Source organism: Tychonema sp. LEGE 06208 (assembly GCF_015207505.1).
Taxonomy (GTDB): domain Bacteria; phylum Cyanobacteriota; class Cyanobacteriia; order Cyanobacteriales; family Microcoleaceae; genus Microcoleus.
Genome location: NZ_JADEWT010000083.1, coordinates 1 through 19,713, shown reverse-complemented (window position 1 = coordinate 19,713; position 19,713 = coordinate 1). Strand labels below are relative to the sequence as shown.

The following is a 19,713-nucleotide window of genomic DNA, read 5'->3' as shown; positions in this document are numbered from 1 at the left end:
ATGTAAGTCCGTCGGAAGAAGGAAGAAGAAATAAGGAAGAAGGAAGAAGGAAGAAGGTAAGAAAATTACTTTTTTGCTAGTCATAATAAAAAAGTAATTACTGATGATTTTCTAATTTCTTTTTTGCCAATTACTTCTGACTTTCTTATTCTTGTTTCCCCAAGTCTCTAAAGTCCGGTCAATTCACTACGAATCAGGACACGGCAGTGCCGTGTCCCTACAAACTTCTTCTCTATTCCTGCTTGCTTCTTCCCTCAAACTTATGCCTGAAAAATAATGACAAATAACTACCCGCTAATTGTAGGAGTGACTGGAGCATCGGGACTGATTTACGCGGTGCGAACATTAAAATATCTCTTGGAAGCCGATCGCGCCGTGGAACTGGTAGCATCAAAATCTACCTACATGGTTTGGCAAAGCGAACAGAACATCCGAATGCCCGCAGAACCGACGCTTCAAGAAGAATTCTGGCGGGAAAAAGCAGGAGTACCCAATTCTGGCAAACTTCGCTGCCATCCGTGGCAAGATGTTGGTGCTAATATTGCTAGCGGCTCCTTTCGCACCCAAGGAATGATGATTATTCCCTGTAGCATGAGTACACTAGGCAAGTTAGCCGCCGGATTGAGCTCGGATTTGCTCGAAAGAGCGGCCGACGTTCAGCTTAAGGAAGGGAGAAAATTGGTACTTGTACCTAGAGAAACTCCTTTTAGCTTGATTCACCTGCGAAATTTGACTACCTTAGCCGAAGCAGGGGCTAGAATTGTGCCAGCGATTCCCGCTTGGTATCACAATCCTCAAACTATTGAAGATTTGGTAGACTTTGTAGTGGCTCGCGCTTTAGACCAGTTAGGAATTGATTGCGTTCCTCTCAAACGCTGGAAGGAAGAAGAAGGGAGTCATTAGTCATTAGTCATTAGTCATTGGTCATTAGTCATTAGTCATTAGTCATTAGTCAATTCCCAATAACCAATAACCACTAACCACTAACCACTAACCAATAACCAATAACCAATAACCAATAACCAATAACCAATAACCAATAACCAATAACCAATAACCAATAACCAATAACCAATAACCAATAACCAATATTATTGATATGCGTCCTATATTATTGCTAGTAATTGTGGTAGGGCTAACTATTTTTGCCTTGCAAAATGTGGAGCCGGTTTTATCGCTGGTATTTCTCGGAATTCGATCGCCCGCATTACCCTTATCTATCTGGATTTTGCTCGGCATGGCGGCGGGTGCTGTCACGTCTTTATTTATTTCTGGTATGCTGGCTTTTTCCAATTACCTATCTCAAAGGGAAAACCGCACCGGCCGCGACATTCCCAGCCGTGATGCTGTCTCAGCAGACAGGAGAACAGCTTACGCCGCGCCTCCCCCTCCCAGAAAACAGGAGATTGACCCGGATTTTGATACGGAAAATAGCCAAACTTCCTATCGAACTCAGTACGGGACACCGGCGGGTTACAGCGCCCAGACTTTCCAGCAAGAAATTCCTAACCCTCGGCCTGCGAAGGATGACGATCGACTTGGAATCGATCGAGCCACAGACGATGAGGATGATTGGGTTTCTGATGGCTCAAAATCCGGTTCTGACGGCAGCGATGATGATTGGGGGGACGATCGCGATTTTGCCGATCGACCGCAGGTAAATGACGTTGCAGGGGCAAATCCGAGGGATTACGAAACGAAACAAGAACCGAAAAGTAAGTCTTGGGCTGGGTCGGTATACTCTTACGGCTATCGAGATCCGAATCAATCTGGGGTGGGGAAAACTGAGTCTATCTACGATGCGGAGTATCGGGTGGTGGTTCCACCGCAAGACACCATACTTCAATCGGGTGACGCGAAATTACCTCAAAATCCTAGTGCAGAATCAGAGGATGATTGGGGATTGGATAAGGATGATGTATTTGATGAGGACTCGCCACCCAGCGGCGGGCCGATTAATTTGAAAAAATAGTCAAATAAAAATAGGGAGGATTTGGCGGTGGATTTGTTGAGGGGAGTTAATGTCTATCTCGTCGGGATGATGGGTTCGGGAAAAACGACGGTGGGGCGGATTTTAGCAAGGGAATTAAAATACCGTTTTTTTGATACTGATGAGCTCATTGTTCGAGTTGCGAATCAGTCAATTGCTGAGATTTTCGATCGCGAAGGGGAAGAGGCTTTTCGGGAATTAGAAGCTAAGGTGCTCGCCGAATTGTCTGCTTATAAAAATTCGATCGTGGCTACGGGCGGCGGCATTGTGACGCGACCGACAAATTGGGGTCATTTGCACTACGGTATAGTGGTGTGGCTGGATGTACCTGTAGATAGATTGTGCGATCGACTGAGCTCGGACAGCACTCGCCCCCTACTGCGGGAGGGCGATCTCAAATCTAAGCTGCAAAACATTTTAAACGAACGAGAGCGTTTCTACGCTGGAGCAGATGTCCGAGTTTCCACCAGTGGAGGCGAAAAGCCTGAAGAAGTGGCCCGTCGCGCGATCGAGGAAATCAAAAAAATTATCAAACCCGAAACAAAACCCGATATCAATTGATACATTCAGAAACCTGGTTTATGGTAAAACAATCAGGTTTCTGAGGACTTTTGAATACCGTAAAAATACTGATTTTTGTCTGATTGTGTCCGTTTAACTGCAGAATGTTTGGGAATGATATAGCCTTTCTTTGCTCTCATAGGAGGTACTATCCGGTATAGGGCATAGGCCTCCGTGGGCATAGGGCATAGGCCTCCGTGGGCATAGGGCATAGGGTATACCTCACTTTTTTGATATCCGCTATATCAAATCCTCTCTTCATCGGAATAGTAAGTTGACAGTTAACAGTTAACAGTTAACAGTTAACAGTTAACATCATGTATGAGTGCAACCGGAATTGATATGAAGCGGATTTGAGCGGATGTGGGGCTTAAGTTTTATATCATCACGCATTATCAATTTTGAATGCGAAAATGGTGTGAGTTGTGCCAAAAAATAAAATGGCCCCACCGCGGTCGGGCTGTAGGGCGCAAGGACAGTTAAACGCTAACCTGATTATCGGAAAATTTAGCATCAATGCTATCCTCCTATGTGACGATTTCACGATCGTCCATTCACTCATCAATTCTCCTGTATCAAAAAATGTAACCTGAGATCGATCGACTTCAACTTGTCCTATTCTAAAAATAATACCTCATGCATTCTGACGAGCAGCTCCCGAAAGCTGCTTTTTTATTGAGCAAAAATCGGTCATAGAGCATCTGTACGTGATATCCTAGGGCGATCGCACGATCGTAACAAAAACGGATCGCGCGTGCGGACTCGCATTCCGCCACACGCGCGATCCGACCGGACACAACATCGCGAAGATGGAAAACTGCTATAATTGCGCCGATGGGGCGATCGGTCAGAGGTAAGGTTTTGAAAAAACCAGAGCTATATTTCTTCAAGGGCGATCGCATAGTTTTCAGCTAAATATCCGCTGCCAATTAATTGTAGAATTTGGTTGGGTGAATTTCCCCTTCCCGATTAAGGTAATACGAGCTGGCCTGTTTTTGCCAAAAATTCTATCCCTCCGCCCAACCCCAAACCACTCATAGAAACAGCAGTTAATATCACAAAAGTCCGCCATCTGTGGTGGCCAAATAATTGAATGTCTAATCTTGCCAAAGCTCCGGCTGAAGTTAAGACTAAACCAGTTACAAAAAGGTGCATCCAAGTAAAAACTATAACTGCCAAAAGAGCTCCTACAATAATCGAAATAAAAGCTCCGGCATCACTCGAAATCCACCGCATAATATTTTTTTTTATTCTCTTGAGCGGGAACGACAAAGCTATAGCTAACACTAAAACAGCGGCTACGGCGAAAAACCAAGTCAGGTGCGGGGGAACATCAAACTCAGATAATTTCCAGCCAAAAATGAAATAGGTAACAAAAAGTAGGGTTAGGGAAAGCGAATAGTTTTTTTTCATGTTGATGAAAAGATTAGGGAAACCATGCAAAAAAGACGACCCCGCCCAAAAACGGAAGTCCCCGACAGGACTAACGGTCGATTCCCAAATTTTAGACTAAAGTTCAAGTTTCCACATCGCAAGCTGCCAGAAAATCTCTCATTCTTCCATTCTTCAATTGTGCCATCGACTTGCACCGAGAAGTTCGCCGCCGGCCTAGAGGTTAGTAGAAATAGCTTGCACCGGACAAGTAGGGATGCACTGCTCGCAAACAATACAGCGCGATCGAGCAAAGGTTAGTTTAAAGCTTTCTGGGTCTAGGGTCAAGGCTTGCGTGGGGCATACCCCCGTGCACAGGCCGCAGTGAACGCAGATATCTTCATCTATAAGGATTTCCCTGCTGGCGAGGGAAACGCCGATATTTTGCGATCGCATCCAGTCGATCGCCGCTTCTAGTTGGTCGATGTCCCCTGATAACTCTAGCACCAGTTTGCCCACTTGATTCGGAGCCACCTGAGCGCGGATAATGTTGGCTGCAACATTAAAATCCTTTGCCAGTCGGTAGGTGACGGGCATTTGGATCGATCGTTGGGGAAACGTCAGCGTTACCCGTTTTTTCACTTTTACCTCGGTAATCTACAAACACAATCTTTCTTATATTATGTTCGATCGCACGTACACGTAATTTAATTATTGGTATCAGGCAAATTTTATCTCAAATTTAGCAGAGCATCTCAAAATGTGGTAAAATTTGAAGCGGTTATTAAAAAAAACATAAAAATAACATCGCCCTTTATTTTATGAATCTCAATTCTCCAAACTCAACTGCTGCCAACGAACCAAAAAAATCCGACATGACCACCGCCGCGCGCGTCAGAAACTTATTGATAGTGTTAGCAGCGATCGCCCTGTCAGTATCTGTATTGTTGGGATTGCGAACTCAAGCGCCATCAAGTAGTCTCACCGAAATGGCAAAAACATCCGTACCGCTGGAAACAGCCTTAACAAACGGCAAGCCAACATTCATGGAATTTTATGCTGATTGGTGCGGTAGCTGTCAGGCAATGGCTAGCGATTTGAGCACAATCAAAGACAAATATGCCGAACCGATGAATTTTGTCATGCTGAATGTAGACAACACTAAATGGCTGCCAGAAATCACCAAATATCGAGTAGACGGCATACCGCACTTTGTCTATTTGAACGATAAAGGCAGCAGAGTTGCTGAAACGATCGGCGAAATGCCGCGCAGTATTATGGAAGCTAATTTAGAAGCTTTGATTGCCGGAAAACCCCTGCCTCACGCTCAAGCAACAGGTCAAGTTTCTGATTTTACTCCCCCCACAGGGCCAGTGAAAACAAGTAGCTCCGACCCCCGCACCCACGGCAGTCAAGTGCAGTAGTCATTGGTCATTGGTCATTGGTCATTGGTTAGTAGAAATAAGACTGTAAATACAAGCGGCTAGTTTTACCAACACTTCTGGCCTAAAACCAATCATCTCATAAACCCGCCCTTGCCAGGATATTATGGTCAATCGATCGTACTTGATATCAGTTGACAGTTGTCAGTTGTCAGTCGATCGCAACTTTAGCAAATCTTGATTGCGGGCGATCGACTACCTCTCAAGAAATATTTAATAAATTTTATTGAAAATTTATTATAATTTATTATAATGGCAAAATGCGAAGTCTAAATACTCGATCGTTCCCGATCAAAAATAAAGCTTGATACAAATAATTTGGTTGCAATCCCCCCAACTCATTCCTTCGCAGGCTGACTGATATCGTTTCCGGTTGCATCGGAATAATAAAATCGAGTCAACTCTCAACAGTCAACAGTTAACAGTCAACAGTCACCTGACGGTGCAACCGGAATTGATATGACGCAGTAAATTCAAATCTAAAATCTAAAATCTAAAATCAAATGAGCGCCGATAAACCCGGATTCAGCATCAGCAGCCTCTCAATTCGCCGCCACATCGGCACCCTCATGCTGACACTTGCTATTATAATCGTGGGCTTTTTCTACATCACCCAACTGCCCGTTGACTTGCTACCATCCATCACCTATCCCCGCATCGGCGTGCGCTTAAACGCCCCCGGAGTCTCCCCAGAAGTAGCAATAGACGAAGTTACTCGCCCCCTCGAACAAGGACTTTCCGCCACTGAAGGCGTCATGCAAGTTTTCTCGCGCACCCGCGAAGGACAAGTCAGCGTCGATTTATTCTTCAAACCCGGGGGCAACATCGACCAGGCCCTCAACGACGCCACCGCCGCTGTCAACCGCATCCGCAACCGACTTCCCGATACAGTTGAATCGCCCACTCTCTTCAAAGTTGACCCTTCCCAGCAGCCGATTTACGAATTTGCCCTCACTTCCGAGTCCTTGCAAGGAGTTGATTTGCGCGTATTTGCCGACGAAGAATTATCCAGGGAATTAAACGTAATTCCTGGAATAGCAGCAATTGACGTTGCCGGCGGCGTGCAAGAAGAAATTCAAGTAAATATTGACTTAAATCGCTTGCAATCTTTAGGGGTCAGTATTTCCGACGTTTTATCAGCCCTCGAAGCCCGCAACCTAGACACTTCCGGCGGACGGCTGCGGCAAGAAGCAGCAGAACCTTTAACCCGCACCGTCGGGCGCTTTCAGAATGCGAAAGAAATTCAGGAAATTTCTTTTCAAGCATCGGGTTCCAATCCGCCAAAACGAGTGTTTTTGCGCGATTTTGCTCAGGTAATTGACGGTACAGAAGAAGAACGAGTTAAAGTATTTCTCAATCAGAAATCAGCCGTAAAAATTAGCATTCAAAAGCAGCCCGACGCGAATACAATCTCAGTTGTAGACGGCATCAAAAAGCGGCTAGAAGAATTAAAAGAATCCGGGGCAATTCCCGAAGGCACGACTATCGTCAATACCTTCGACGAGTCTAAGTTCATCCGCGATTCTATTAGCAACGTCCTATTTTCGGGTTTAACCGGGGCTGTTTTAGCCGGGGCATCTGTATTGCTGTTCCTCGCTTCCCTTCGCCAAACTTTGATTATTGTCCTAGCAATTCCCCTCGCAACTTTAATGGCGATTATTCTGATGGGAGTTTTTGGCCTATCTCTGAACGTTTTCAGTTTGGGCGGTTTGGCGCTGGGTGTGGGAATTGTGGTCGATAACTCGATCGTCATGCTGGAGAATATTGTCGAAGGAACAAGCAATAAAAACAGTGCCAATGGCAAGCAGCGCTTAAGTAACAAGCAGTTGATGCAGCAAGCAGAAAAAAGCAGCCAAGAATTAGAATCAGCTTTATTTGCTTCCACCATTACTAACTTAGTTGCCGTACTGCCATTTTTGCTAATAGGTGGCTTAGTTTCCTTACTTTTCAACGAATTAATTCTCACCATCACCTTTTCCGTCGCCGCCTCTCTGATTGTCGGATTGACAGTTGTACCGATGATGGCTTCTCGGCTGCTAGCGCTGCGGGTATCCAGCGGTTTGAGCAACTTTTGGCCGCTGCGCGCATTCGATCGAGCTTTTACCAATGCTACCGCCGGCTACGGTAAATTTTTATCGGGCATAGTGCGGTGGCGGTTGATTATAATTGCAGTAGCGATTATTGGATTGGGCGGCGGCAGTTGGCTGATGGCCGGTCAAATCCCCCAGGAAATATTGCCCAGAATTAATACCGGTCAAGCGAGATTGTTTGCCTTGTTTCCTGCAGGCACAAATTTAGCAACCAACCAAAGAATCATGGCCGAAGCGGATAAAATTATCCTCAGCCAACCAGAAACTCAATACACTTTGACGACCGTGGGCGGGCTGTTGTTCGGCAACAGTACGAGTGAGAATGTGCTGCGCGGCGGCTGCAATATTTCGCTGAAACCTGGCACCAATACATTGGATTTTGTGCAGCGAGTTACGCAAGAATTGAATAAAAAAATTGATTTGCCCAAAAATACTCGTTTGCGTCTGAATCCAGAAAATGTGCGGGGTTTGGTTTTAACTAATTCGCCAGTGCGCGGCGCTGAAGTTGATGTTCTGCTTCAGGGCGAAAACGAACAAATATTGCAGCAAGCCGGCCGCGAGATATTGGCAACTTTGGATGAGAAGGTAAATTTAGCTACTTTTCGCCCGGATGCAGACCCGCAGCAGCCGGAAGTGCAGATTCGCCCCAACTGGGAACAAGCAGAAATCTACGGGTTGAATGCGAGGCAAATTGGAGAGGCGATTCAGACAGCAATTCAAGGTTCTGTTCCCACGCAATTGCAGCGGGGAAACCGTTTGGTTGATGTGCGGGTACAGTTCGATCGCGCTTCTGTCCAATCGATTTCTGCACTAAAATTTATCCCTTTAACTGCTAGGGATAACAGCATTATCCGCTTGAGCGATGTGGCGAATATTGAACTGGGAAAAGCGCCTGGGGAAATTCAAAGGCTTAACCAGCGCCAAGTTTTCCTGATTGCTGGGAATATTAATAAGGGCGCGAGTTTGGGCGATGCTTTGAAACAAGTAGATGCAGTTTTGTCCGAAATCAAATTGCCGCCGGGAGTGCGAGTGATACCTAGTTCGGCGGCAGAAACTAACCGGGAATTGCAAAGTTCGCTGATTGTTTTGGGCTCTTTGGCGGCGTTTTTAGTATTTGTGGTGATGGCGGTGCAGTACAATTCGCTTGTCGATCCGCTGGTGATTATGTTGACGGTGCCGCTGGCTTTGGCTGGGGGGATTTTCGGGCTGTATGCGACTAAAACTGCGATCGGCGCAACGGTGATTGTGGGAGCGATTTTGCTGGTGGGAATTGTGGTAAATAATGCGATTATTATGGTGGAGCTGGCGAACCAAATTCTGGAAGATGAAAAGGTCGATCGCGCCACAGCAATTCTCAGGGCAGCACCTCAGCGCTTGCGTCCGATTTTGATGACAACTATTACGACAGTTTTGGGTTTATTTCCCCTAGCTTTGGGCATTGGAGACGGTTCGGAATTCTTGCAACCGCTGGGTGTGGTGGTGTTTTCCGGTTTGTCCTTGGCGACGCTGCTGACGCTGTTTATTATTCCGTGTTTTTACATTTTGCTGCACGATTTCTTCGGGATGTTTGCAGGGAATAAGAAACCGCAGACGGTCGCTATTCCTGTGCAGAAGGCGGGGAGAAAGAATGCGAATTTGTAAAATGTAGCGTCAGCAAATACGCACTTTCCCGCAATCCGGCAGGAGTTTAAACCCCCGCCTCATAGCGAAAGTCGGTTAAAAACCGACTGTAGATTTTGAGGAAAAATACGATCTATTTCAGTCCTCTTTTAGAGGACTTTCGCTATGAGACAGGGAATTCATTCCCTGTCGGACTGTCGGATTTACCAACAATACTGGTACTGCATTTGATGTGAAGTTGACGCGCCGATAATTAGTCGGTAAGGTGCGTCAGTAAACAGTCTCTGACTCCCCAAAGAAATTCCAGACTGACGCACCCTACGATAAATGCTGCAAGGTTTCAGTTAAAATAGAGTCTATCTACGCAGCATATCTAAATATCTTTATGCTGATTTTACCAAAACATGAAAGAAAAATTGACGGCGGGATTTGGGCTATAAATCACACCACTAATTCCGAGTGGACTATTGCGATAAGTTGCGGTCAAAAAGTTACTTTAGTCGATCGCAACCTGTCGCCAAAATACGAATACCAGCTTCCCGACGAAATTAGCTGTTTAGCCATTAGTCCCAAAGGCGATTTGCTGGCAGCAATTATGGCAAATGGCAATCACTTAGCAATTGTGACAGCAGAAAACCAGCTAGTTTTTGAAGAACAGCTACCTAACCCTCCTGTTGAGGTTTCACATTTGCATAACAAGAATGGATTTCAGGACTGCTGGTTTGATGCAGACGGCGTGCGTTTTTGGTGCATGAAATTAATTGAAATGAAGCAAGTCGAGATTCAAATTCGCGATACCAGTTCGTGGCAAATCCAGCGACAACTTTTGCTCAAAGACCCTCTTGGCGCCGGCAGTTCTTTCTCGTTTCACCCGCACCCAGAAAATCAAATTTTAGCTCTTTATGCTGCGGCCGGTCAGCACGGACAGCAAATCTACTGGCTTTATGATGATGGTACGAGAATTCATGCCGTGGAGGTTCCCTGTCTCTATGACACAGCGCCTCCAGAATTTCATCCTGCTGGTGGCGAATTTGTGGTGATAAATAATTCAGATCGACAAATCAGCAGATTCAGTTTTCCTGAGTGCAATCTACTTGGAATATGCGAATGCCCTTGTCCTGATTCGGATGACAGGTTTAGCTACTCTACCTACCTATCAGACGATCGCCTTCTAATTAACACTGGTAATGGGAGAATGTATCTAATCGATATTGAAAAAATGGAAATGTTAGATGAACTGATTTTAAGCGGTCATGAACCGCGTCCTTCTCAAGAACTTTATCCTAATCTCAAGGATGTTGAAGAAGGACTTTGCAGCGACTTGGACCGCTTTTATCGATTTGATTCAGATAGTATTCTTTCCGTTCACTCACAACTGCCGAGTCCAAAACCTGACTCTAAACAGAAGACATTAGTTATATTCGGGGGAAAAGAGTTGTTTGGTTCCCTGGCGAAGGTACAAGAATCGGCACCCTACAGTAAATTATTCATTCAATCTTTAGGCATTTCTTAAGGATTTTCAATTTTCAATAACAGGCTTTCCGGCCTGTTCCACAAAGAAAGAATCAGTTTTATTGTGGGGAGTAGGGGTTGGGCATCCTGCCCGCCCCTAACGCGACTGATATCAAATCCGGTGGCATCGGAATTAACATTACCCACAATCAGGACACGGCAGTGCCGTTTCCCTACAATTAATCGGGCGATAGTTAAATCTCTGAGGTCGTGCTGATGATTATTTTGGAGTAGGGAAACGGCATTGCCGTGTCCTCCGTTGCCTATCATCTCGCTCATGAAACCGGAATTGATATGACGCACCCTACGAGAATTAGTCTGTCAGGTGTATTTGACATCATAACTTTATATGTTACAATATGTACTACACACAAATTAGCAGAAGAAACTTAAACCAAAATGCCCTACGAAAAATTAGAAATATCAACCCCAAAACCAGTATTATCTTGGGCAAATCACGCCTTGGGCGAAAAAGAAACCAAGATGGCCGCCAATGTCGCATCTTTGCCCTTTGTATTCAAACACGTCGCACTAATGCCCGACGTACATTTAGGAAAAGGTGCTTTAGTCGGTTCCGTAATTGCCACAAAAGAAGCGATTATTCCGGCTGCGGTGGGGGTTGATATTGGCTGCGGGATGGCTGCAATTAAAATGCCATTCAAGGCTCACAAATTAGAAGGCAAACTCAAACAAATTCGCCTCGATATCGAAGCAGCAATTCCCGTCGGATTTGCTGAAAACAAAGAAGTCGAAAAATCTGTCACCAACTGGCAAAAATGGAGCGATTTCAAGGAACTTCATCAAGGCGTGCAGCACCAAGATAATAAAGCCTTAAAACAATTGGGTTCCCTGGGCGGCGGCAATCATTTTATTGAGGTTTGCGTTGATACGGAAAACTTTGTTTGGCTGATGCTGCACTCTGGTTCTCGCGGCATTGGGAATTTGCTCGCACAGCAGCATATCGAGACGGCGAAAGATTTAGCTAAACTGGCAGAAATTAATCTGGCTGACAAAGATTTGGCTTATTTTGTAACAGGTACGCCGGAGTTTGCGGCTTACTGGCACGATTTGCAGTGGGCGCAAGATTATGCTCGTTTTAATCGCGATATAATGATGAATCGATTTAAGCGAATTGTGGAAAAGCACGTGGCGGGTGGCAAATCTGTTAAGCCGTTATTAGAGGTGAATTGCCACCACAATTATGCGGAAAAAGAGGTGCATTTTGGCGAAGATGTGTATGTTACTCGCAAGGGTGCTGTGCGGGCGGATGTTGAGGATTACGGGATTATTCCGGGTTCGATGGGGGCGAAGTCTTTTATTGTTAAAGGGAAGGGAAATGTTGAAAGTTACTGCAGTTGCAGTCATGGCGCTGGGCGGTTGATGTCTCGCACTAAGGCGAAAAATGTATTTACTCTTGATGATTTTGTGCGGCAGACTGATGGGGTTGAGTGTCGCAAAGATGAGCAATTTTTAGATGAAATTCCGGGGGCTTATAAGTCCATTGAGGAAGTGATGAGTCAGCAGTCGGATTTGGTGGAGGTTGTGGCAACTCTCAAGCAAGTGGTTTGCGTTAAGGGCTGACAGAAATTGGTTTATATCAATTCCGGTTGTGCCGTCAGGTGATTGTTGAGTGTTGACTGTTGACTGTTAAGAGGGCCCGCACGCACCATCCACCGCCCCTACTGACTGTTGACTGTTGACTCGATTGTATTATTCCGATGCAACCGGAAACGATATTATTTGTACTTGACTTAGGTGAAAAGTTCTGTATGGGAAGATGGGGGAAATCAAATCGCTTTCGATTTCCTCCTGTTGACAAATGCTTTGTTTTGTGAGGCTATTTGCTAACAAGCCATTTGCTTCCACTCAATTTCTAGCAAGCGCATCAATCTTTCATCGCCTTTGGCTTTGGCCACTTGCTGTCTGCGATCGAGAATACTGCAAATATGCCTCCGCTGGACTTGCGCCACTTCCGCAACTGTTGGGGAAGATTGAACCGCCGCTATGGCGCTAGCTGCTGCGACATCCCGCAGGGCTTGAACCTCTTGCTTTGTGTTAGAGTTTGCGCCCCCGTATTTTTGGGGGACGGGAATGTGTCTGGGATACCGATAGTTCCAGTCTTGACCCCTATATTTGCCTGCGGCTTGGCCTTCAATCATATCGACTGTGGGAATGTCGTATTCGTAGTTTGCGCCGCGATAAGTGAGTTGCATATTTTTCGATCCTTATATTCAGATAAAAAGAGCAGTCAGGTCTGGTGTGATTTTTGTAGTAAAAAGTTTTTACTTTCTGTATTCAATTATACGGTTCTTTAAGAAAAATGCGTTAATTTACATAAATTAATATTGTGAAACCCAAAGAGCAGGAAAAAACCCGCAACAGCGGGTTTAATTGAGCTTTTGAGTCCTTCGACGGACATCAAGAGCAAAACTGCTGCGGTTCCAAAGAACTACCCGACTGTCACTTGATCCGTTTGGACTGCTGTCGCGCCCTCTTCAGCAGAGGCGATCGCCACTAACTTGTCGAGAATTTCCTGACTGGGAACTTGACCTTTGAGAACAACCGTGCTGCTGAGCTGAGCAACCCACACCGTCTCGATATCAGCAACTTCTGAATCGCCGTCAAAAGCCAAAGCTACCCGCTTCGCTAAGCCACTTTCGTCAAAATTTCCGTCTGGGCCGACTTTAGCAGGGGCGATGGATTGCGATTGGGCTGCTTGCTGTACTACTTGTGCCATCGGTTCAGCCTGGGGTGCAGGCTTTTCGAGTCCGAACAGTCTTTTAAACCAACCCATAGTAGTCTCCTGAAAATACACTTTTTACAAAGATAGCTCTAGAATTGCCAAAGACTCGTAATTGTTGCAAAACTCAGCGAAATTTATCAAAAATTTTTCCCGGCAGACTTTCAAAATCTGGTAAGTGCTCGAAGATCCGGGTTTTGATAGCCCTGGCTCAAATGGTTCGTAAAATATGTAGGGGTAGTGCTAAGAGTGCCTAGCCCCACGGATCGCAGCTCTTCACGGGGGGATTGTCCCTACAAAAATCACACAACTGATGCGAGGATTGCTATATTTAGCCGAACTTGAGATCCTATTGTTCGGGGCCAAGGCTGTTCGTCCTCGCTACAAACTCGATATATAATATTGTTCCGCTTCCAACCAATTTAGTTTAAGCAAGGAATCATTTCCAACTAAAAACTTGACACTAGGCTTAATTGCTTTCACACCCAAAGCGCCAATAATCTGTGCAGCTACAGCTTTCGCTAATAGCGGCGGTACAGAATTTCCGACTTGGCGGAAACCGTGCCATTTGGTGACGTGAAATCTAAACCAGTCAGGATAGGAATGCAGCCGCGCAGCTTCTCTGACTGTAATGCACCGAGGGACGATCGGGTGAATCGGCCTTGGCGAAGTATAAGCGCCCCTCTCCCTGTCGGTTCCAGCCCTGAGAGTGTTGCAAACTCCGTCGGGGTGCAGCTTGTAAAAGCGGCTGATCGGCTCTTTTTCGCCGTAGGCGGAGGCTGCAAATCTTTCCATACATTCGAGAGAATGTTTTGTGCGCCGACTCGAAGAGAGGATTTGTCGATCGTACTGGCGATCGTAACCATAATCATTTTCAAAATCATCGAATCCGCGCAAAAAACTCGCGTAATCGCTGCTGCAATTTCCGTACTCTGCTACTACCCAATCTCGGTGCAGCAACTCGCTGTACTTTTCCACTTCCGGCAAATCTCCAATCGCATCCCAAACAGTCGGAACAGCAGGTAAATTAATTTTTTTATAGCGTTTAGGAAGTTTCTTTTTCGGTAGCATAGTCGTTGGCTGAGGATATTTTGGCAGCTCAAAGTCTTTTTTGCACCCAATCAAAAACAATCGTTTGCGAGCTTGCGGCACTCCGTAGTGAGCGGCATTCAGAACTTGATAATTTTCTTCTACTTGATATCCCGATTCCCCAAAAGAGCTAATTAAAAGATTCAAAAGTTCCTTGTGTTTGCCGGCCACAATTCCCGGCACATTTTCCATGACAAAAAACTTGGGTTTCAATTCCAAAACTAAGCGTAGAAAGTGAAAAATCAGAGAATTTCGTGGGTCATCCACATCGCGCTTTCCCATCAGCGAGAATCCTTGGCAGGGCGAACCGCTGATTACTACGTCTATCTCCCGCCTGCCGATCGCAGATTTGTTCCTAATTTCCGCTCCTGTTAGCTGTGCGACATCTTTGCACAAAATAGAACACATCGGGAAATTAAACTCGTGTGTAGCGCAGTGAATTGGGTCAATTTCAACGGAAGCAAGTACATCAAAACCTGCTTGTTCAAAGCCGAGAGTCATGCCGCCCGCGCCTGCAAATAAATCAACAGCGATCGGTCGCTTTTTCCGATTGCTTGACATAACATTTCAATTATAAAATTGCTTTAATTTGCTGTATTTAATTTAACATTGTTGACGATTTCGGCAGCCGCGCGATCGCAAACCCCTAAATCTCCGAGACTTTCTCGCATTTGGCGATAGCCCGCTTTCATTTGCTGGCGTCGATCGGCATTTTGCAGCAATTCCAGTGCGTGTTTGACAATATTTTCCACAGTAGCATCGTCTTGCAGCAACTCCGGGACGATCGGCTTCATTTCCACCAAATTCGGCGGAGACATAAAAGGAATCGAAAATTTCAGTACGTGGCGAGCAATCATAGCCGTAATCCGACTGACGCGGTAGACGACAACTTGCGGAACATCGAGCAAAGCCAGCTCCAAATTAACAGTACCAGATTTAGTAATAGCCATATCGGCAGCAGCCAAAAGTTCCAGAGTTTGATTTTCCAACAAAGTAGCCCGCAAACCGTAATTCTCGATCGCCTCTGCTATTTTACTGCCGAAAGCTGGGTTAGCAAGCGGAATCCAAAAATGAACCTCGGGAAATTGGGCTTGAATAATTTGAGCAGCCTCAAATATAACCGGCATCAGGTACTTTAGTTCTTGCTGTCTAGAAGCCGGAATTAGAGCCACTGACACCTGTTCCGGCGCAATTCCCAACATTTTGCGGGCAACTTCCCGGCAGGGCGCAGATTGCATTCTATCCACTAAAGGATGACCTACCCAACTCACTTCGGCTCCTTTTTCCCGATAATAACTAGCTTCCTCGGGGAAAATTGCCAAAATGCGATCGGCAATACTGACAATCAGATTTGTATTGCGAGGAGAAATCGACCAAACCCATTCTTGAGGTGCGATATACCAAACCACGGGCAAATTTGGCAAACAGCGGCGAATGTAGCTACCAATACCGAGATTTGGAGTCAAATAATCAATCAATACAACCACATCCGGGGGAAATTTTTTTAGATATTGTTTAGCTTTTTGCTGAACTTGGATTGTCGGCCAAATATACGGCACAGATTCTATAAGACCCATAGAACCAATACTGACAGTATCGCCTAAAATAGTAGCGCCAGCTTCCGCCATGCGCCGCCCGCCCAAAGCTGTTATTTCTATATCCAAACCAGCGGCGACAGCATGACGTTTTAAGGCAGCAACTAACAAAGCTCCTTGCAAATCGCCAGAAACCTCACCAGTGCTGATAAAAATTTTCATATTTTCAATTAAACTCTGATTTTAAACGGGTAAAATTTGTTGTAACAACTCAGTCACAGCATCATATTGATCTGGCATATTAGCACAGCGCAGGAGTAATTCTAAATCGAGGTCTGGCAGAAATGTACTGCGGGTAATTTGCTCGTAATTTTTACCTCTCAAACAGTAGAGAGATAACTGATTGTTTTGCCAAAACCAAACTTCCCGAACTCCCAATCGTTTGTAAAATTCTAAAGTATCTATTCCGCCGCTGGTAATTACCACTTCAATAGCAATATCTGGGACTGTTTTTGGAGTTCCTATATCATAGGAATCATCCGGCTCTTTTCTACCTCCCAACTCTCTGTTACCCAGAGTCGGCCCGCCCTTGCCGTAAAATCGAATCCCGCTTGCTCTCATGTATGCTTCTAGCAGCATACAGAGCGTTTTTTTGATGATTTCGTGTTCCGCCGAGACAGTCATAAGTTGCAGGATGCGATCGAGATAGAAAAATTTTACACCGCCGATATCTTTAAAGGCTGATTCGATCGCTTCAAATTGCTCCCAGCTAACATCTGATAACCTGATGCAGCCATCTTGTTCTGTTTCAAGAAATGTAGATTTGACTGAAGTATATACATTCATAGGGCCAGCATTGCTCTGTGGATAGATTTATTCTAGCCCATTCACTTTTTACCAGGAATTAAACCGCGCCGCCCTTTGCTGACAGACTGCTGCACAAATCTCCGCAGGTGCTGCAAGTGGGGATTTTCTGGCAACAAATCCAACTGTTCCAAAGCTTGATTTAGGGTGTAGCCAGAATGGTATAAAATCCGAAAGGTTTTCTTCAAAACTAGCAAATCTTCGGGGGTTAAACCGGCGCGTTCGAGGCCTATTTTGTTGATTGCTCGCACTCTCGAAGGATTTCCCTCGACTAGCATATAAGGAGGTACATCTCGATCGATCCTGCTCAAGCCGCCCACCATCGACAAGCGGCCGATGCGGACAAACTGGTGAACGCCCAAAACCCCGCTCAGTCTGGCTTGAGACTCGATTTTGACGTGTCCGGCCAAGGCTACGGCGTTGGCGATAATTACCTGGTCTCCGAGTTCGCAATTGTGACCGACATGAACGTAAGCCATCAACAAATTACGATCGCCAATTGTGGTGCTTTCTCCCGCTCCTGTAGCGCGGTTGATTGTCACGTATTCCCGAATCACATTGCTGTCGCCAATTGTTACCCTAGTCAGCGAACCTTCATATTTCAAATCTTGAGGTTCCAGGCCAATCGCCGCACCGGGGAAAATTTGATTGTTAGCACCTATTTCTGTTAGCCCATCGATAATTGCATGAGCGCCAATCTTAGTCTCTGGCCCGATTTTCACTCTTTCCCCAATTACAGCATAAGCGCCCACTTCTACAGTCGGGTGCAGTTCGGCGCGGGGATGAATCACAGCAGTTGGGTGAATCAAAGTAAGCATTTTTCAGTTGTTAGTTGTCCGTTGTCTGTTGTCCGTTGTCTTTTGACTGTTGGCTGTTGTCATTAGTCATTAGTCATTAGTCATTAGTCATTAGTCAGCAGTCATTAGTCAGTAGTCATCAGTCATTAGTCATTAGTCATTTGCCAGCAATGCCCTGTTTGCCCAATGCCCTGTTTGCCCAATGCCCTGTTTGCCCAATGCCCTGTTTGCCCAATCCCTCCGCTTCGCTCCGCCCAATTCCCAAATTTAATCTACCATCGAAAACATCAATTCTCCTTCACAAACTTTTTGTCCGTCCACTTCAGCTAGAGCTTGAATTTTTGCGAAGCGGCGGCGTTTTACCCACAGCAATTCTACAGTCATCAGCAAGCGATCGCCCGGTACAACCTGACGCCGGAATTTGACCTTATCAATCCCGGTAAACATCCACAATCCTTGTTCGATGTCGGGTAACTGAGCCAGAACAATACCGCCAACTTGAGCCATCGCTTCAACGATTAAGACTCCAGGCATAACCGGCCTTCCGGGAAAGTGCCCTTGAAAATGCGGTTCGTTGAAAGTGACATTTTTAATTCCTACAGCCCGCGATCCCGGCACATAATCGAGAATCTTGTCTACCAGCGCAAGGGGATAGCGGTGAGGCAATATTTTCTGAATTTCTTCCAGAGTAAAAGTAGATTTAACCGCTGGAGAATCTTCACCGTTTTCGGCTGGAACGGATTCAGAATTAGCAGTGTTGAGGGTGTTAACTTCGGTGAGCGTGGACATTACTTGAAGACTTGTGAGTGTGGTATGGGAGAAGTCAGTAGTCAGTAGTCAGTAGTCAGTAGTCATTAGTCATCAGTCATTAGTCATTAGTGCTGTCGTCTCCGAGCTTTCCGTCCAACGTCATCAGTAAGATGGAAGATGGAAGGAATGATTTAGTTATGTCGCCAGAGAAGCAATTCACTGCAATGAATTCCGCAATTAAGAATATCCTAACTGCCTTGGCAGTTGCTAGATAAACGCAAGGGTTCGCACCTTGGTTTGTGAATTGTAACGGTGACGAATGCTCGAACCTTTTCTAACTTGTCTCTAGCACCGCCAAAGTTTGAGATTTCAGCGTTTGAGCAAGTTGGACGTGCAGGTTGTGACTGGCTTTGTAAGCCAAGTAGTGAGCTTTTGGCCAAGTTCCCAGCAGACTGAGGTCGCCTACTAAGTCTAAGATTTTATGGCGCACCGGTTCGTTGGCAAATCTCAAGGGCGGGTTGAGCCAGCCGGATCGATCGCAAACGAGGGCGTTATCTAGGGTACCACCTTTGATTAAACCTGCTTGTCGCAATTGGTCAACTTGGCGAGCAAGTCCAAAAGTACGGGCTGGGGCGATCGCCGTGGCAAAACTTTCTACCTCTGGCGACCAACTGTACCATTGATTGCCGATCGCCTCTTCCTCAAAATCAATTCCGTAGCTAAACCGAGTTTGGCCCGACGGTAAAGCCGCCACAAAAGCATCCCCGTGACGCACCCAAATCGGCTCGGCGAGGGCGAACGATGCAGTGGGGTCTTCTTGGCATTCTTGAGACACCAAGCCGGTACGGGCGATCGCCTCTACCCAAACCTCAGCAGAACCGTCCAGCAGAGGCAGTTCCGGGCCATCAACCTCAATTCGAGCATTATCTGCTCCCATCCCCGCCAAAGCGCCTAATAAATGCTCTACAGTGCGAATTCGATCGCCCGCAGCATTTGCCAGTTCAGTAGAAAGTGCAGTCTGACAAACCGCCTCAACTGTTGCAGGAATTCTGCGATCGGCCGACAAGTCAATTCTGACAAAATAGCGACCTTCCCCAACTGCAGCAGGCAAAACTCGGACGCGAGTTTGCTCGCCGCTGTGCAAACCAATTCCTGACAGTTCAAATTCAGATTTTAAGGTACTTTGAGTCATTAGTTAGTAGTCAGTAGTCAGTAGTCAGTAGTCCGTAGTCATTAGTTAGTAGTCAGTAGTCATTAGTCAGTAGTCATTAGTCATCAGGAATAAGGAATAAAGTAGAGGGGGAAACGGGGAGAGGGGGAGATTGGGAGACGGGGAGAATTAGTAATTACCC

The 19,713-nt window shown here is 45.9% G+C and carries 19 protein-coding genes; 7 read left to right on the top strand and 12 right to left on the bottom strand.

Annotation, left to right across the window (positions count from 1 at the left end):
• Positions 1 to 276 precede the first annotated feature (276 nt).
• The 3 genes from IQ263_RS19970 (at position 277) to IQ263_RS19960 (ending at position 2,551) form a co-directional block, all read left to right on the top strand.
• Entirely contained in the window at positions 277 to 903 is a 627-nt protein-coding gene (locus IQ263_RS19970; protein ID WP_194069610.1) for a flavin prenyltransferase UbiX, read from the top strand.
• A 196-nt stretch (positions 904 to 1,099) separates the two neighbouring features.
• Positions 1,100 to 1,972, top strand: coding sequence for a LapA family protein (locus tag IQ263_RS19965; protein ID WP_194069607.1), 873 nt, complete (start codon positions 1,100 to 1,102; stop codon positions 1,970 to 1,972).
• Positions 1,973 to 1,999: 27 nt separating this feature from the next.
• Positions 2,000 to 2,551 carry a shikimate kinase gene (locus IQ263_RS19960; protein WP_194069605.1) on the top strand — a complete coding sequence of 184 codons (552 nt, stop codon included), beginning with the start codon at positions 2,000 to 2,002 and terminating at the stop codon, positions 2,549 to 2,551.
• A gap of 620 nt (positions 2,552 to 3,171) precedes the next feature.
• On the opposite strand, the gene IQ263_RS19955 is transcribed toward IQ263_RS19960, so the two are convergent.
• The 3 genes from IQ263_RS19955 to IQ263_RS19945 form a co-directional block, all read right to left on the bottom strand.
• Positions 3,172 to 3,453, bottom strand: a complete 282-nt coding sequence (locus IQ263_RS19955) for a hypothetical protein (RefSeq protein ID WP_194069604.1) — start codon at positions 3,451 to 3,453, stop codon at positions 3,172 to 3,174.
• A 67-nt stretch (positions 3,454 to 3,520) separates the two neighbouring features.
• Positions 3,521 to 3,964, bottom strand: a complete 444-nt coding sequence (locus IQ263_RS19950; protein WP_194069602.1) for a hypothetical protein — start codon at positions 3,962 to 3,964, stop codon at positions 3,521 to 3,523.
• 195 nt (positions 3,965 to 4,159) lie between these two features.
• Positions 4,160 to 4,564, bottom strand: coding sequence for an NIL domain-containing protein (locus IQ263_RS19945; protein ID WP_193976335.1), 405 nt, complete (start codon positions 4,562 to 4,564; stop codon positions 4,160 to 4,162).
• Positions 4,565 to 4,743: 179 nt separating this feature from the next.
• Here IQ263_RS19945 and IQ263_RS19940 point away from each other — a divergent pair, with 179 nt between their 5' ends.
• The 3 genes from IQ263_RS19940 to IQ263_RS19930 all read left to right on the top strand — a co-directional run bounded on the left by IQ263_RS19940 (position 4,744) and on the right by IQ263_RS19930 (position 10,587).
• Positions 4,744 to 5,346, top strand: coding sequence for a thioredoxin family protein (locus IQ263_RS19940; RefSeq protein ID WP_194069600.1), 603 nt, complete (start codon positions 4,744 to 4,746; stop codon positions 5,344 to 5,346).
• 521 nt (positions 5,347 to 5,867) lie between these two features.
• Positions 5,868 to 9,095, top strand: coding sequence for an efflux RND transporter permease subunit (locus tag IQ263_RS19935; RefSeq protein WP_194069598.1), 3,228 nt, complete (start codon positions 5,868 to 5,870; stop codon positions 9,093 to 9,095).
• Positions 9,096 to 9,459: 364 nt separating this feature from the next.
• On the top strand, positions 9,460 to 10,587 hold the full coding sequence (locus IQ263_RS19930; protein ID WP_194069596.1) for a hypothetical protein: 1,128 nt from the start codon (positions 9,460 to 9,462) through the stop codon (positions 10,585 to 10,587).
• On the opposite strand, the gene IQ263_RS19925 is transcribed toward IQ263_RS19930, so the two are convergent.
• Entirely contained in the window at positions 10,584 to 10,865 is a 282-nt protein-coding gene (locus IQ263_RS19925; RefSeq protein ID WP_194069594.1) for a hypothetical protein, read from the bottom strand. The two genes, IQ263_RS19930 and IQ263_RS19925, sit on opposite strands and share 4 nt — an antisense overlap.
• 120 nt (positions 10,866 to 10,985) lie before the next feature.
• Here IQ263_RS19925 and IQ263_RS19920 point away from each other — a divergent pair, with 120 nt between their 5' ends.
• The gene (locus tag IQ263_RS19920) at positions 10,986 to 12,167 is read left to right on the top strand and encodes an RtcB family protein (protein WP_194069592.1); all 1,182 of its coding nucleotides are present in this window, start codon (positions 10,986 to 10,988) and stop codon (positions 12,165 to 12,167) included.
• A 263-nt stretch (positions 12,168 to 12,430) separates the two neighbouring features.
• Here IQ263_RS19920 and IQ263_RS19915 read toward each other — a convergent pair whose 3' ends face one another.
• From IQ263_RS19915 to lpxC, 8 genes are all read right to left on the bottom strand, one after another.
• Positions 12,431 to 12,799 carry a DUF4278 domain-containing protein gene (locus IQ263_RS19915; protein ID WP_194069590.1) on the bottom strand — a complete coding sequence of 123 codons (369 nt, stop codon included), beginning with the start codon at positions 12,797 to 12,799 and terminating at the stop codon, positions 12,431 to 12,433.
• 236 nt (positions 12,800 to 13,035) lie between these two features.
• Positions 13,036 to 13,380 (bottom strand): BON domain-containing protein, encoded by a 345-nt coding sequence (locus tag IQ263_RS19910; protein ID WP_194008353.1) that lies wholly within the window; start codon positions 13,378 to 13,380, stop codon positions 13,036 to 13,038.
• Between the two features lie 327 nt (positions 13,381 to 13,707).
• Positions 13,708 to 14,976 carry a DNA cytosine methyltransferase gene (locus IQ263_RS19905; RefSeq protein WP_194069588.1) on the bottom strand — a complete coding sequence of 423 codons (1,269 nt, stop codon included), beginning with the start codon at positions 14,974 to 14,976 and terminating at the stop codon, positions 13,708 to 13,710.
• A gap of 23 nt (positions 14,977 to 14,999) precedes the next feature.
• Complete coding sequence (gene lpxB, locus IQ263_RS19900; protein WP_194069586.1) at positions 15,000 to 16,172, bottom strand: lipid-A-disaccharide synthase; 1,173 nt, start codon at positions 16,170 to 16,172, stop codon at positions 15,000 to 15,002.
• A 21-nt stretch (positions 16,173 to 16,193) separates the two neighbouring features.
• Complete coding sequence (locus tag IQ263_RS19895) at positions 16,194 to 16,796, bottom strand: Uma2 family endonuclease (protein ID WP_194069585.1); 603 nt, start codon at positions 16,794 to 16,796, stop codon at positions 16,194 to 16,196.
• A gap of 41 nt (positions 16,797 to 16,837) precedes the next feature.
• On the bottom strand, positions 16,838 to 17,632 hold the full coding sequence (lpxA, locus tag IQ263_RS19890; RefSeq protein WP_194069583.1) for an acyl-ACP--UDP-N-acetylglucosamine O-acyltransferase: 795 nt from the start codon (positions 17,630 to 17,632) through the stop codon (positions 16,838 to 16,840).
• A gap of 246 nt (positions 17,633 to 17,878) precedes the next feature.
• Complete coding sequence (gene fabZ, locus IQ263_RS19885) at positions 17,879 to 18,400, bottom strand: 3-hydroxyacyl-ACP dehydratase FabZ (RefSeq protein ID WP_194008348.1); 522 nt, start codon at positions 18,398 to 18,400, stop codon at positions 17,879 to 17,881.
• A 295-nt stretch (positions 18,401 to 18,695) separates the two neighbouring features.
• Positions 18,696 to 19,553, bottom strand: a complete 858-nt coding sequence (gene lpxC / locus IQ263_RS19880) for a UDP-3-O-acyl-N-acetylglucosamine deacetylase (protein ID WP_194069580.1) — start codon at positions 19,551 to 19,553, stop codon at positions 18,696 to 18,698.
• Positions 19,554 to 19,713 lie beyond the last annotated feature (160 nt).

Bases quoted from the DNA above. Each gene is read 5' to 3' on its own strand.
- IQ263_RS19970 (WP_194069610.1), top strand. From the start codon at position 277: ATGACAAATAACTACCCGCTAATTGTAGGAGTGACTGGAGCATCGGGA.
- IQ263_RS19965 (WP_194069607.1), top strand. From the start codon at position 1,100: ATGCGTCCTATATTATTGCTAGTAATTGTGGTAGGGCTAACTATTTTT.
- IQ263_RS19955 (WP_194069604.1), bottom strand. From the start codon at position 3,453: ATGCGATCGCCCTTGAAGAAATATAGCTCTGGTTTTTTCAAAACCTTA.
- IQ263_RS19950 (WP_194069602.1), bottom strand. From the start codon at position 3,964: ATGAAAAAAAACTATTCGCTTTCCCTAACCCTACTTTTTGTTACCTAT.
- IQ263_RS19940 (WP_194069600.1), top strand. From the start codon at position 4,744: ATGAATCTCAATTCTCCAAACTCAACTGCTGCCAACGAACCAAAAAAA.
- IQ263_RS19935 (WP_194069598.1), top strand. From the start codon at position 5,868: ATGAGCGCCGATAAACCCGGATTCAGCATCAGCAGCCTCTCAATTCGC.
- IQ263_RS19930 (WP_194069596.1), top strand. From the start codon at position 9,460: ATGCTGATTTTACCAAAACATGAAAGAAAAATTGACGGCGGGATTTGG.
- IQ263_RS19925 (WP_194069594.1), bottom strand. From the start codon at position 10,865: ATGAGCGAGATGATAGGCAACGGAGGACACGGCAATGCCGTTTCCCTA.
- IQ263_RS19920 (WP_194069592.1), top strand. From the start codon at position 10,986: ATGCCCTACGAAAAATTAGAAATATCAACCCCAAAACCAGTATTATCT.
- IQ263_RS19915 (WP_194069590.1), bottom strand. From the start codon at position 12,799: ATGCAACTCACTTATCGCGGCGCAAACTACGAATACGACATTCCCACA.
- IQ263_RS19910 (WP_194008353.1), bottom strand. From the start codon at position 13,380: ATGGGTTGGTTTAAAAGACTGTTCGGACTCGAAAAGCCTGCACCCCAG.
- IQ263_RS19905 (WP_194069588.1), bottom strand. From the start codon at position 14,976: ATGTCAAGCAATCGGAAAAAGCGACCGATCGCTGTTGATTTATTTGCA.
- lpxB (WP_194069586.1), bottom strand. From the start codon at position 16,172: ATGAAAATTTTTATCAGCACTGGTGAGGTTTCTGGCGATTTGCAAGGA.
- IQ263_RS19895 (WP_194069585.1), bottom strand. From the start codon at position 16,796: ATGAATGTATATACTTCAGTCAAATCTACATTTCTTGAAACAGAACAA.
- lpxA (WP_194069583.1), bottom strand. From the start codon at position 17,632: ATGCTTACTTTGATTCACCCAACTGCTGTGATTCATCCCCGCGCCGAA.
- fabZ (WP_194008348.1), bottom strand. From the start codon at position 18,400: ATGTCCACGCTCACCGAAGTTAACACCCTCAACACTGCTAATTCTGAA.
- lpxC (WP_194069580.1), bottom strand. From the start codon at position 19,553: ATGACTCAAAGTACCTTAAAATCTGAATTTGAACTGTCAGGAATTGGT.